Source organism: Tersicoccus solisilvae, assembly GCF_014643255.1.
Lineage (GTDB): Bacteria > Actinomycetota > Actinomycetes > Actinomycetales > Micrococcaceae > Tersicoccus > Tersicoccus solisilvae.
This window is the reverse complement of sequence record NZ_BMJI01000006.1, coordinates 130456-143475: the sequence shown is the minus strand read 5'-3', so window position 1 is coordinate 143475 and position 13020 is coordinate 130456. Positions and strand designations below refer to the sequence as shown.

Annotated in this window: 13 protein-coding genes; 12 read left to right on the top strand and 1 reads right to left on the bottom strand. The window is 72.4% G+C overall.

Annotated elements, in window-relative coordinates; all coding sequences use genetic code 11:
• Positions 1-205: 205 nt before the first annotated feature.
• The 4 genes from IEX22_RS07495 (at position 206) to IEX22_RS07480 (ending at position 3490) form a co-directional block, all read left to right on the top strand.
• On the top strand, positions 206-1243 hold the full coding sequence (locus IEX22_RS07495; RefSeq protein WP_188667708.1) for a zinc-binding dehydrogenase: 1038 nt from the start codon (positions 206-208) through the stop codon (positions 1241-1243).
• A 38-nt stretch (positions 1244-1281) separates the two neighbouring features.
• Positions 1282-2148 carry a GAF and ANTAR domain-containing protein gene (locus IEX22_RS07490; RefSeq protein WP_188667707.1) on the top strand — a complete coding sequence of 289 codons (867 nt, stop codon included), beginning with the start codon at positions 1282-1284 and terminating at the stop codon, positions 2146-2148.
• 314 nt (positions 2149-2462) lie between these two features.
• Positions 2463-3122: a dihydrofolate reductase family protein gene (locus tag IEX22_RS07485; RefSeq protein ID WP_188667706.1), complete on the top strand. Its 660-nt coding sequence runs from the start codon at positions 2463-2465 to the stop codon at positions 3120-3122.
• 104 nt (positions 3123-3226) lie between these two features.
• Positions 3227-3490, top strand: coding sequence for a hypothetical protein (locus tag IEX22_RS07480; RefSeq protein ID WP_188667705.1), 264 nt, complete (start codon positions 3227-3229; stop codon positions 3488-3490).
• A gap of 96 nt (positions 3491-3586) precedes the next feature.
• On the opposite strand, the gene IEX22_RS07475 is transcribed toward IEX22_RS07480, so the two are convergent.
• Positions 3587-5461, bottom strand: a complete 1875-nt coding sequence (locus IEX22_RS07475; RefSeq protein WP_188667704.1) for a pectate lyase-like domain-containing protein — start codon at positions 5459-5461, stop codon at positions 3587-3589.
• Between the two features lie 189 nt (positions 5462-5650).
• Here IEX22_RS07475 and hisI point away from each other — a divergent pair, with 189 nt between their 5' ends.
• From hisI to lgt, 8 genes are all read left to right on the top strand, one after another.
• Positions 5651-6052, top strand: a complete 402-nt coding sequence (gene hisI / locus IEX22_RS07470; RefSeq protein ID WP_188667703.1) for a phosphoribosyl-AMP cyclohydrolase — start codon at positions 5651-5653, stop codon at positions 6050-6052.
• Between the two features lie 76 nt (positions 6053-6128).
• Positions 6129-7808 (top strand): anthranilate synthase component I, encoded by a 1680-nt coding sequence (locus IEX22_RS07465; RefSeq protein WP_188667702.1) that lies wholly within the window; start codon positions 6129-6131, stop codon positions 7806-7808.
• Positions 7805-8473 carry a Trp biosynthesis-associated membrane protein gene (locus IEX22_RS07460; RefSeq protein ID WP_188667701.1) on the top strand — a complete coding sequence of 223 codons (669 nt, stop codon included), beginning with the start codon at positions 7805-7807 and terminating at the stop codon, positions 8471-8473. Before IEX22_RS07465 ends, IEX22_RS07460 begins: the two co-directional genes overlap by 4 nt.
• A 122-nt stretch (positions 8474-8595) precedes the next feature.
• Positions 8596-8895: an HGxxPAAW family protein gene (locus IEX22_RS07455; protein ID WP_229659847.1), complete on the top strand. Its 300-nt coding sequence runs from the start codon at positions 8596-8598 to the stop codon at positions 8893-8895.
• Entirely contained in the window at positions 8892-9785 is an 894-nt protein-coding gene (trpC, locus tag IEX22_RS07450; RefSeq protein WP_188667700.1) for an indole-3-glycerol phosphate synthase TrpC, read from the top strand. Before IEX22_RS07455 ends, trpC begins: the two co-directional genes overlap by 4 nt.
• Positions 9782-11113, top strand: coding sequence for a tryptophan synthase subunit beta (gene trpB / locus IEX22_RS07445; RefSeq protein WP_188667699.1), 1332 nt, complete (start codon positions 9782-9784; stop codon positions 11111-11113). The genes trpC and trpB overlap by 4 nt, the downstream gene beginning before the upstream one ends.
• A complete protein-coding gene (trpA, locus tag IEX22_RS07440; RefSeq protein ID WP_188667698.1) occupies positions 11110-11940 on the top strand; it encodes a tryptophan synthase subunit alpha in 831 nt (276 codons plus the stop codon). The genes trpB and trpA overlap by 4 nt, the downstream gene beginning before the upstream one ends.
• On the top strand, positions 11937-12959 hold the full coding sequence (lgt, locus tag IEX22_RS07435; protein ID WP_188667697.1) for a prolipoprotein diacylglyceryl transferase: 1023 nt from the start codon (positions 11937-11939) through the stop codon (positions 12957-12959). Before trpA ends, lgt begins: the two co-directional genes overlap by 4 nt.
• Positions 12960-13020: the final 61 nt, after the last annotated feature.

Genomic DNA, 13020 nt, shown 5'->3' with positions numbered 1-13020 from the left:
GGTGGCCCTTCAGCTGGCTCCGCCGGTTCCCGATCCCGGGGACGACGAGCTGCTCGTCCGCGTGGGACGCGGTCCCTCCGGTGGCGACCCTGCTCGTCGCCTTCCTGGCCGCCGGTGCACTGCTGCTCGGATCGGTGCAGAAGTCACGGGATTGAGCACGACCGTTTTCTCCGGGCCGTGGTCGAAGGCGCGATACGGTGCACGGATGCGTGCTGTCGTCGTCGATGCGGTCCGGGCCCGGCCCGAGGTCCGGGAGGTGCCGCGCCCATCGGCGCCCGGCGGCGGGGTGGTGGTGCGGGTGCTGGCCACCGGGCTGTGCCGCAGCGACTGGCACGCGTGGGCCGGACACGACGACATCGCCTTCCCGCACGTGCCGGGGCACGAGCTCGCCGGGATCGTGAGCGAGGTCGGCGCCGGGGTGACGCGCTGGGTCGTCGGGGACCGGGTCACGGTGCCGTTCGTGTGCGGCTGCGGCCGCTGCGACTGGTGCCGCGGCGGGAACGCCCAGGTCTGCCCGGACCAGCAGCAGCCCGGTTTCACCCACGACGGCTCGTTCGCCGAGTACGTCGCGCTGTACGCCGCCGACACCAACCTCGTCGCCGTCCCCGACGACGTCGACGTCACCACCGCGGCGAGTCTCGGCTGCCGCTTCGCCACGGCCTACCGGGCCCTGGCCGGTCGCGCGCGTCTGGCCGCGGGGGAGTGGGTCACCGTCGTGGGAGCGGGAGGCGTCGGTCTGAGCGCGGTCATGATCGCCCGCGCGCTCGGCGCTCGCGTGGTCGTGGTCGACCGGAACGCCGACGCGCTCGACCTCGCCGCCCGTCTGGGTGCCGAGCAGACCCTGCGCGCTGATGACGGCGAGGTGCCCGCGATGATCGCGGAGCTGACCGGTGGCGGCAGCCACGTGGCGGTCGACGCGGTCGGCAGCGAGCGCACCTGCGCCGATGCGATCCACAGCCTGCGACGTCGGGGCCGGCACGTGCAGATCGGGCTGCTGCCCCCGATCGACGGCCATCCGCGGGTCCCGATGGACCGGGTGATCGCCTGGGAACTCGACGTGCTGGGCAGCCACGGCATGGCCGCCGCGGACTACCCGGCCATGATGGCGCTGATCGAGCAGGGCCGGCTTCGGCCCGAGCTGCTGGTCGGGCGCACGATCGGGCTCCGGGAGGCGGCCGCGGCCCTGCCCGGCTGGGACCGTGCCACCGCGGCCGGCATCACCATCGTCGATCCGGCACGGTAGGACGACGACGCCGTCGTGCCCGGACCCATGCGGAACGCGTGGCCGACGCCGGCGAGCCCGCCCCCCTGGACGGGCGGCCGGGATCGACAGGCGTTTCGAACGTCACCGGAGCTGCGGCATCATTGACCCATGGTTCGGCAACCCGGACTGGCACTGACGTCAAGCAGCGGCGTCGGCCGACGAAGGGACTTCGGGTGGAGGACAGGGATGCGCGGCGCTCGGAGACGGACGCCGTAGGGGTCAGCTTTCAGACGCTGACGCGAATGATCGGAGCGTCGGGTCACGCGGATCCCGACCGTCTGGTGGCGGTCGCGGCGCGACTGATGCCCCACGCCGACCAGGCCGGGGTGACGTCGATCCGGAACGATCGGCCCGCGGTGACCGTCGCCTCGACGGGAGAGATTCCCCGGGCCGTGGACGCCCTGCAGTACAGGACGGGGGAGGGGCCGTGTCTGGACGCCAGTCTCGACGACGAGGCGGTGATCAGCGACGACCTGGCGGTCGAGCGCCGGTGGCCTGCGTTCGCCGCGGCCTGCGTCGATCAGTTCGGCGTGCGCAGCATGCTCAGCGTGCGACTGTCGCTGTCGCAGCAGGACCGGGCGGCGCTGAACTTCTACTCGCCGAGCACGCACGTCTTCACCGGTCAGGACGTCGCCGAGGCGGTGATCCTCGCCCCGTTCGCCGCACTCGTGGTGCAGCAACGGCTGCACGAGAAGGACGTCAGCCACTATCAGGAGGCGCTGATCAGCAGCCGACGGATCGGCAGCGCGGTGGGCATCCTGATGGCCCAGCACGGTGTCGACGCGGACGACGCCTTCGGCATGCTGCGTACGGCCAGCCAGCACCTGAACCGGAAATTGAAGGACCTCGCCGCGGACGTCAACTACACCGGGGATCTTCCCTGACCTCGCCGCCCGAGATCGATCCGGCTCCTTCGCGCGGGTCGATCTGCCCGCGGGGTCGGGCGTGGAGGCGATTCCCGGAGCTCACGGGTTGAACCGCCGGGAATCTTCGGGCACCACGGTCCCGGGCCGGTGCCGCCCGCACTCCTCATCAGAGCACGATCGCTGGGCGAAGCCAAGAGCGGCCGCCCCGGCACGATGAAGTAGCGCCCGCGCCGGCATCGGCCTTGACCCGGTACCGCGGATCGCTCAGGGTGAGTCCGAACGATGCCCCGGGAGAACGATGCCCCGGGAGACGACCACCGGAGGAACCCGACATGTCTCTCGTCCGCGTGCACAACTTCTCGGTCTCCCTGGACGGTTTCGGCAGCGGAGAGGGGCAGCAGCTCGATGCGCCGTTCGGTCACGCCGGCTCACGGTTGATGGAATGGGCCTTCGAGACCCGGACGTTCCGCGCCATGGGCCTGCACGGTCAAACCCCGGGATCCTTCGGCGTCGACGAGGCGTTCGCGGGCCAGTGGGGTCCCGGCATCGGTGTGGAGATCATGGGGCGCAACAAGTTCGGTCCCCAGCGCGGTCCGTGGCAGGACGAGGAGTGGAAGGGCTGGTGGGGCGACGACCCTGTCTTCCACACGCCCGTCGTCGTGCTGACGCACCATCCTCGGCCGGTGCTCGAGATGGAGGGCGGGACGACCTTCCATTTCGTCGATGCCGACCCCGTGTCCGCGCTCGAGCGGGCTCGTGCCCTGGCGCCCGGCATGGATGTGCGCATCGGCGGAGGAGTCAGCACGGTCCGGCAGTTCCTCGAGGCCGATCTGATCGACCACCTCCACGTCGTCCTCGTGCCGATCCTGCTGGGCCGCGGCGAACGTCTGTGGGACGGGTTGGAGGGGCTCGAGGAGCGCTTCGACGTGGAGGCGACACCGTCGCCGCAGGGCGTCGTCCATCTGGTTCTCACCCGTCGTGCCCGCGGATGACACGACGGACGGAGAAGCCGTGACGCCCCCGGGCGGTGGCGGTCGTCTGTATCACCACGTAGTGTTCCCCCCACGGCAACCACCGAGTCGAAGGAGAGCGAACGATGAAGAGATCCGCGCGGAGGACCATGGCGACCGTCATGGCGGCTGCCACCCTGTCGGCCGGAGCAGTGGTGTCGGCGGCCCCGGCCTCGGCGGCGACGATCCCCGAGTCGTACGCCGGCAGCACCCACGCCCGGTGCGTGGGCGCGACGGCGGCGGGGCTCGGCTATGAAGCGGCGCAGGGCAACAAGGTGAAGATCCTCTATTACTGCAAGAAGGTCACCGGGGTCGGTTACGTCACCCGCGTGGACATCACCCTTCGCTAGTCTCCGAGGTTGGATGCGGAGCGGCGGACCAGGACGATCGTCCGGATCCGCCGCTCCGTCGCCGTTTGCGACAGGTGACCGTTCTCGACGGTGGGGCTAGCGTGCCCGGCCGTTCGTGTAGGTGGTCACGGTCTGCGGCTGGCCGTCGTTGACGCCGCCGATGGCGGCCGTGCCCTGCCCGTTGATGACGTGGTCGATCGTGCCCGCCTTGTTCAGCGAGACCGTCGTCAGGCTGTGCATCACCACGCCGGGCGTGTCCGGCACCTCGAAGGACTGCGTCGCGTGCAGGGACGGGTTGACGTTGGTGTAGACGTAGCTGCCCAGCCCCCACGCCTCGTGGGTCCTCACGGTGTTCGCCACCTTGTACGCCGCCCAGCCGTCGAGACCGTCGTGCCGCCACGCCGCCTGGTCCGGCGCGTCGTAGGGCAACTCGTTCTGGAAGAACACGGTGCGGCCGCGCTCACCGTTCCAGATCACGTTGTACCTCTGGTAGTGCTCGACGAACAAGCCGGTCGCGATCACGTCGTCGCCGTTGACGACGACGCCGGTGGCCGCGGTGTTGACCGTCCACCCGACCGACCCGGGCACGCCGTGGTCGGCACGCCACGCCCAGACGTCGTCGAGGATCGTGTGGTCGCTGTTGACCTCCAGGCTGGTCGTCGCCTTCCCGACGTGCGGCCCGCCGACGCGGAAGAAGACGTCCTGCAGGGCGGTCGGGTTCGCGGCGGTGCCCTGGTGTTTGCCGCCCTTCTCGTGTCCGCTCCCGACGCGCAGCAGCGCCGGGGAGTTCACCGGTCCGGCGTCGAAGGTCAGGCCCGCGATGTCGACGCCCTGGACGTCCCCCACGGTCATCGGCACGGCGCCGTTCTGCGCCGTGAAGGTGGCCAGGCCGAGGCCGAGGACGACCGTGTCGGCCCGCTTGATGGCGATGCTCTGCGCGACGTCGTACACGCCGGGCGTGACGAGCAGGTTCTTCCCCTGGGCCAGCGCGGAGTTGATCGTCGCGATCGAGTCACCGGGGCGCGCGATGTGGAAGTCGCTCAGCGGCAGCGACCGACCCGGCGTGTGCCCGTTCGCCCAGGTGGTGCCGCGGGAGTTCGTCTGTGCGCTCGGGACGAAGACCCGCCAGGCGCCGCCCTCGTCCACGTAGAGGTACGGCTTCTCCCGGGACGCGGGTGTCGCCGTCAGCGTGGTGTAGGGCGGGTTCGGGAAGGACTGGGCGGGGGCGTTGAGGACGCCGGAGAACACCTGGTTCCAGACGGCGTTGGACCAGCCCGTGCCGACGTCGCTGTTGCGCACGAAGAACTGCTGCTGCGACCCGTTCAGGGCGCCGCCCTGGAGCCGCGAGTCGGCCACGAACCCGCCGCTGGCGTAGTTCGGGTCCTCGCAGTACGGCATGAAGGTGGTGAACTCCTTCACGTCGACGCGGCGCATCGGGGCGGCCTGGGAGACGGCCCACATCTCGTTGCCGGTGTGGCAGGCGTCGTCGGTCGGCACCACGTGGATGGTCAGGTTCGACACCGACCGCCAGAAGGTGTTCAGGGAGCCGCTGCCGTTGCGGCCGACGGCGGTGACCCCGCCGTTGATGGTGACGCCGGACGGGTCCTGGCCGAGGCCGTCGACCTCGGTGTAGTAGCCCACCTTGATGTTCAGCGGGTTCGCGTCCGAGCCGTAGGTCCCGGGCTTGAAGAGCAGCGCGTAGCGCTGCGTGCCCATCTCGTTGTCGACCTGCTGGGCGTAGATCGCGTCGGCGCGAGCCTGGATGTCGGCCTGGGGCATGTCGGGGGAGAAGACGACGACGTTGGCACCGAGGTCGGGGGCCACGGACACCGGGCTCGGGGGACGCGGGGCGGCCGTGGCGTCGGTGGTGGGAGCGAGGACGCCGAGCGTGACGGCGCACACCGCGGCCGCGATGCCGAGCCGGTGGCGCCGGGGCCGGGGCGTCGTCGGCGAGGGGATGGAGAGGAGCACGTGAACCTGCTTCCGAACGAAGCGGCAGTCCGCCGTCCTCTCGGGGGAAAGGCGCGTCCTCCGGGCGGGCACCGGGCCGCGCGACAATGTGACGGACGTAACGTAACACGCGGTCGTCAGCAGTCTGGCGGGCGGCCATCTCGGTGGCGCGCGGTACCGTTGCCCGCGCCGCCGTAGACTGGGACGGCCATGGACTCCACCACCGCTGATCCCTCCCGCACGCTCGACGCCGTGCTCGACACCGTGCTCGATCCCGCGGTCGCCGAGCGCCTCAAGCGCGACGCCGCCGGCCTGGTCGCCGCGGTGGTCCAGCAGCACGACACCCGCGAGGTGCTGATGGTGGGCTGGATGGATGACGAGGCACTGCGCCGCACCCTCACGACCGGCCGGGTCACCTACTGGTCCCGCTCGCGGCAGGAGTACTGGCGCAAGGGCGACACGTCCGGCCACGTCCAGTGGGTCAAGTCCGTGGCGCTGGACTGCGACGGCGATGCCCTGCTCGTGAGCGTCGACCAGGTCGGCGCCGCCTGTCACACCGGCACGCACACGTGCTTCGACGGGCGCGACCTCGCCGCCGTCACCGGCCCCTGACACGAGGCATCCAGCCACCGCCCGCCGACCCGGGCACCACCGAGAGACCCGCCCGAAGGAAGGAGCCCGTCCGCTCATGGCCGCGTTCGGCGTCGTCACCCCCACCCTCGAGGAGTTCCGCGAGCTCGCCGCCCACCGGCGGGTGATCCCCGTCCGCGTCCGCGTCATCGCCGACGGCGTGACCCCGGTCAGCCTGTACCAGCGGCTCGCGGGGGACCGGCCGGCCACCTTCCTGCTGGAGTCCGCCGCCGTCGGCGGCCTCTGGTCGCGTTACTCCTTCATCGGCGTCAACGCCCGCGCCACCCTGACGACGAAGGACGGCCGGGCGCACTGGCTCGGCACCCCACCGCTCGGCGTCCCGACCGACGGCGACCCCGTCGTCGCCCTCCGCGACACCGTGGACGCCCTGCGCACCGACCGGTTCGACGGGCTTCCCCCGCTCACCAGCGGCATGGTCGGCTTCATCGGCTGGGAGTCCGTGCGGCACTGGGAGAAGCTGACCAGTCCGCCCGAGGACGACCTGCAACTGCCCGAGCTCGCGATGAGCCTGGTTTCGGACGTCGCCGTGCACGACAACAAGGAGGGCACCGTCTGGCTGATCGCCAACGCGATCAACTTCGACGGCACCGACGCCCGCGTCGACGAGGCGTGGCACGACGCCGTCGACCGTGTCCACGCCATGCTGCGGACCCTCGCCGAACCTCACCCGGTGGACCCGGTGCGCGTCATGGAGCCCGGCCCGGACGGGACCGACGACGTCGACGTCGCCGCGCACGTCCGCCAGTCGTGGCCGGAGGAGCGGTACCTGGCCGCGATCGAGCACGGCAAGCGTGCCATCGTCGACGGCGAGGTGTTCCAGGTCGTCATCTCCCGACGGTTCGAGGCGGACTGCGCCGCGTCCCCGCTGGACGTCTACCGCGTCCTGCGCCGCACCAACCCGAGCCCCTACATGTACCTGTTCCGGCTGCAGGACGCGGACGGGCGGGACTACGCGATCGTCGGTTCGTCGCCGGAGTCCCTGGTCAAGGTCGAGGGCGACACCGTGATCACCCACCCGATCGCCGGCTCCCGGCCCCGCGGCGCCACCGCCGAGGAGGACCACGCCCTCGCCGAGGAGTTGCTGGCCGACGAGAAGGAGCGCTCCGAACACCTGATGCTCGTCGACCTCTCCCGCAACGACATCTCGAAGGTCTGCGTGCCCGGTACGGTCGACGTCACCGAGTTCATGCAGATCGAGCGGTTCAGCCACATCATGCACCTCGTCTCCACCGTGATGGGCCGGCTCCGGCCCGGTGCCTCCGCGTACGACGTCCTCGCCGCGACCTTCCCCGCGGGCACCCTCTCCGGCGCCCCCAAGCCGCGGGCGATGCGGCTGCTCGACGAGCTGGAGCCGCACCGCCGCGGCGCCTACGGCGGCGTCGCCGGCTACCTCGACTTCGCCGGCGACATGGACATGGCCATCACCATCCGCACCGCCCTGCTGCGCGACGGCAAGGCCTGGGTGCAGGCCGGCGGCGGCATCGTCGCGGACTCCGACCCGGCGACGGAGGCCCAGGAGTCCGTCAACAAGGCGGCCGCCCCGATGCGCGCCGTGCTGCTCGCCTCCCGGCTGCGCGAGGTCGACCACGCCTGGCTGGACGCGCGGGAACGGGCGGACCGGCACGTCGCCGGCCACCGGATGGCGGCCCGGTTCGAGCGCTCCGAGGACGACGCCGGCGCCGACCGTGCCGGCACGGGACCGGGGGAGCGCCGATGACGGCCGCCGGAGGCCCCGCCGGCCCCGCCGGGACGCGCGGCGCGGGCCGTCCCCGGATCACGCGCGCCCGCACGGTGCTGCTCACCGTGCTCGCCGCGGCCGTCGTGTTCGTGACCACCACGCAGACCTGGGTGCACGCCACCCTCACCTCCGGCACCGTGCGCAGCATCGAGGCCGCGGTCAACGGCTCCGACGCGGCGCGCTCGGTGACGGCGCTCGCCCTGGTCGCCCTCGCCGGCGCGCTCGCGATCAGCATCGCCGGGCGCATCGCCCGCATCGTCGTCGCCGCCATCATCGTCCTCGCCGGCATCGGCTGCGCCCTCGCCGCCGTCGCCGTGCTGGCCGACCCGGGGGCCGCCGCGAACGGGCAGATCGCCGCTCGGTCGGGCGTCACCGGCGGGACCATCAGCGCGAGCGTGACCGGCTGGGTGACCGTCGCCGTCGTCGCCGCGGTCCTGCTCGCGGCCTGCGGCATCCTCGTTCTCATGGCCGGTCCCCGATGGGATGCGGCCCGCCGGTTCGAGACACCGGCGACGGCCCCCGACGACGGGCCGGCCGCCCCCGTCGACACCTCCGATGAGGCGCGGCGGACCGCCGCGAGCGGCCACGGGGACGACATCGACAGCTGGGACAGCCTGACCCGCGGGCAGGATCCCACCGCCTAGGCACCCGGCGCCCGCCCGGTGAGGCGGGTCACCCGAGCGCCACGGCACCGGAACGGTGGCGCGCCAGTGGCAGAATGGACGCGACGCACCGCGCCCGAGCACCAGACGAGAGGACACCGCCGATGAGCACCGGAACGCAGCAGGGCCAGCACGAGGACCAGCCCGTCGGGGACGAGGCCAACGCCCCCGACCGCAAGGCCGACCTGCTGCCCGTCGGCCACGGCAACAGCCCCGCCGCCTGGACGTGCGTCGGCGTGATGGCCCTCGGCGTGCTCGTGGGCTGCGTGGCCTTCGTCTTCGCCAATGTGCCCTTCTTCGTCGTCGGCGTCGTCATCATCGCCCTCGGCCTCGTCGCGGGCTGGGTCCTTCGCCGCGCCGGATACGGCGTGGGGGGCGACAAGGTCAAGAGCCACCACGCGTGAGCGTCCTCGACGACATCATCGACGGGGTCCGCGAAGACCTGAGCGCGCGCCGTCGGGAGATCGGTGACGCCGCCGTGGCGGAGGCCGCCGCCGTGGCGCTGCCGGCCCGCGACGCGTTCGCCGCGCTCGGCGGCGGCGTCGTCGGCGCCGACCGCCGGCTCCGGCTGATCACCGAGGTCAAGCGGGCCAGCCCCTCGAAGGGCGACCTGGCCGCGATCGACGACCCCGCGTCGCTGGCGGCCGCCTACGAGGCGGGCGGTGCGGCGGCGATCAGCGTGCTCACCGAGCAGCGCCGCTTCCGGGGTTCCCTCGCCGACCTCGACGCCGTCCGCGCCGCCGTGTCCATCCCGGTGCTGCGCAAGGACTTCACGGTCGACCCCTACCAGATCCACGAGGCCCGCGCCCACGGCGCCGACCTGGTGCTGCTCATCGTCGCCGCCCTGGACCAGCCGACGCTGGTCGACTACCTGGCCCTGACCCACGAGCTCGGCATGAACGCCCTCGTCGAGTCCCACACCGCCGCCGAGCTGGAGCGCGCCCTCGACGCCGGTGCCCGCATCGTCGGCGTCAACACGCGCAACCTCAAGACGCTCGACGTCGATCCCGGCGTCTTCGCCCCGCTGGCCGAGATGATCCCCGGCGACGTCGTGGCCGTCGCCGAGTCGGGCGTCGTGACCGCCGACGAGGTCGCCGGTTACGCGGCCGCCGGCGCCGACGCCGTGCTCGTGGGTGAGGCGCTGGTGCGCAGCAGCCTGGGCGCGGGGGCCGACCCCGCCGACACCGTCCGCCGCTTCGCCGCCGCCGGCACCGCCGCCCAGGCGGAACGAGTCCCGGCGACCGCACCCCACGCCACCGCATCCACGCCGACCGAGACCGAGCAGACACGATGACCGAACCCACCCCGCAGCAGACCCCCATCGCGACGGCCGCGGACGTCGACCTGGCCGACCCGTTCCTGGCCGGCAGCCTGCGGCACGCCCCCGGCCCCTACTTCGGGGACTACGGCGGACGCTGGATGCCCGAGTCGCTGATCGCCGCCATGGACGAACTGACCGACACGTTCGAGAAGGCGAAGGCGGACCCCGACTTCATCGCGCAGGTCAAGGACCTGAACCGGAACTACTCCGGCCGTCCGTCGCTGCTGACCGAGGCCAAGCGGTTCTCCGCGCACGTCGGCGCCCGGGTGTTCCTCAAGCGCGAGGACCTCAACCACACGGGCAGCCACAAGATCAACAACGTGCTCGGCCAGGCGCTGCTCGCCGCCCGGATGGGCAAGACCCGGCTGATCGCCGAGACCGGCGCGGGCCAGCACGGCGTCGCCAGCGCCACGGCCGCGGCCCTGTTCGGCATGGAGTGCGTCGTCTACATGGGCGCCGAGGACACCCGCCGGCAGGCGCTGAACGTGGCCCGGATGAACCTGCTGGGCGCCACCGTCGTGCCCGTCACCACCGGCTCCCAGACCCTCAAGGACGCCATCAACGAGGCCCTGCGCGACTGGGTGGCCAACGTGGACAGCACCCACTACGTCCTCGGCACGGCCGCGGGCGGACACCCGTTCCCGGCCATGGTCCGGTACTTCCACGAGGTGATCGGGGAGGAGGCCCGCGAGCAGATCCTCGAGCAGACCGGCCGGCTGCCCGACGCGGTCACTGCCTGCATCGGCGGCGGATCCAACGCCATCGGCATCTTCCACGGTTTCCTCGACGACTCGACCGTGGAACTGTACGGTTTCGAGGCCGGCGGCGACGGCGTCGAGACCGGCCGCCACGCCGCGACCATCACGCTGGGCCGGCCGGGCGTGCTGCACGGCGCCAACACCTACCTGATGCAGGACGAGGACGGGCAGACGGTCGAGTCGCACTCGATCTCCGCCGGCCTGGACTACCCGGGCGTCGGCCCGGAGCACTCCTTCCTGAACGACGTCGGGCGGGTCGCCTACGAGCCGATCACCGACGCCGAGGCCATGGACGCGTTCCGGCTGCTGTGCCGCACCGAGGGCATCATTCCCGCCATCGAGTCCGCGCACGCCCTGGCCGGCACCGTCAAGGTCGGCCAGCGCTGGGCGGCGGTCGACGCGGCCGCCGCGCGGGAGAAGGTCATCGTCGTCTCCCTCTCCGGTCGCGGGGACAAGGACGTGGCCACCGCCGCCGAGTGGTTCGACCTGCTGGACGAGAACAGCGCGGAGCAGGAGATCGGCGAGGAAGGGGAGCAGCTGTGAGCACCACATCGACCGCCTCGGGGGCGGCCGCGGCGATCGACGCCGCCCGCGCCGAGGGCCGGGCCGCGCTGATCGGCTACCTGCCCGCGGGGTACCCGGACCTGGCCACGAGCATCGAGGCGGCCGTCGCGTTGGCCGAGAACGGCGCCGACGTCATCGAGATCGGCATCCCGTACTCGGACCCGGTGATGGACGGTCCCGTCATCCAGGCCGCCACCACCGCCGCCCTGGCCGGTGGCTTCCGGGTGGCCGAGGTGTTCGACGTCGTCCGCGCGGTCACCGAGCGCACCGGGGCCGCCGTGCTCGTGATGACCTACTGGAACCTGGTCAGGCGGATGGGCGTGGACGAGTTCGCCCGCCGGCTCGCCGAGGCCGGCGGTGCGGGCCTGATCACCCCGGACCTCACCCCCGACGAGGCGGCCGAGTGGTTCGCCGCGTCCGACCGGTACGGCCTGGACCGCGTGTTCCTGGCCGCCCCCTCGTCGAGCCCGGAGCGGCTCGCGATGATCGCGCGGGCCAGTCGCGGGTTCGTGTACGGGGTCTCCATCATGGGGGTCACCGGCGCGCGCGCCGCCGTCAGCGATGCGGCCGAGGCCGTCGTCAGCGGCTCCCGCGAGGCCGGCGCCGAGCGCGTCTGCGTGGGCCTGGGTGTCTCCACGCCCGGGCAGGTCGCCGAGATCGCCGCGTACGCCGACGGCGTCATCGTCGGCAGCGCGCTGGTCGCCGCCCTGCGCGACGGCGGCCCGGCCGCCGTCGGCGAGCTGGCCGCCTCCCTGCGCCGTGGTACCCCCACGGGCACCGGCGACGACCGCGGCACGCGCGCGTGAACGCTGTGACCGGGCCGGCCACCACGGTGGTGGCGAGCATCCCCAGCCCCTCGTGGTCCGGATTCGAGATCGGTCCGCTCAGCATCAAGGCCTACGCGCTGTGCATCCTGGCCGGTATCGTCGTCGGGCTGCTGCTCACCCGGCGACGCTGGACGGCGCGCGGCGGGGACGACGACTCGCTGTGGTCGATCGCCGTGTGGGCCATCCCCTTCGGCATCATCGGCGGCCGGCTCTACCACGTCTTCTCCTCCCCGGACGCCTACTTCGGCCCCGGCTTCGACGGCACCGGCGACCTCTCGCTGATCCCCCAGGTGTGGCGTGGTGGCCTGGGCATCTGGGGTGCCGTGCTGCTCGGCTTCGTCGGCGCCTGGATCGGCGCTCGGCGGGCGCGGGCGAACATCATGGTGTTCGCCGACGCCGCCGCTCCCGGGCTGCTGCTCGCCCAGGCCGTGGGCCGGCTCGGCAACTGGTTCAATCAGGAGCTGTTCGGCGGTCCCACCACACTGCCGTGGGGCCTGCAGATCGATCCGTCCAGTCCGACGTTCCCGGCCCAGTACCCGCCGGGCACCCTGTTCCACCCCACGTTCCTCTACGAACTGCTGTGGAATCTCGCCGGGGTGGCCGTGCTGCTCTGGGCCGACCGCCGGTTCCGGCTGCGCGGCGGCCGGGTGTTCTGGCTGTACGCGGCCATCTACACGCTCGGCCGGGTCTGGATCGAGGCACTGCGGATCGACGACGCGGAGCTGATCCTCGGCGTCCGGCTGAACGTCTGGACCTCCATCCTCGTGTTCGCCGTCGCCGTGGTGATGTTCCTCGTCCTGGGGGCTCGACGGCGGCTGCCGGCAGGAGAGCGCGCGCTCGCAGACGGTCGCGCGATTGACCACGATGTGGACAATCGCGACCGAACTGCGGACGACGACAGCCCGGCGGTCCGTCCCGACGACGCCGATCACCGTGCTACTCTCGAACGCACGGAGAGCGAGGAGCCCGCGGCCGCCGAGGAACGACGTCGTTCCTGACGAGGCGCCGCGCTCGAGCGCGCACAAGCGCAGCAGCACCCGTCCGCGGTCCCGGGACACC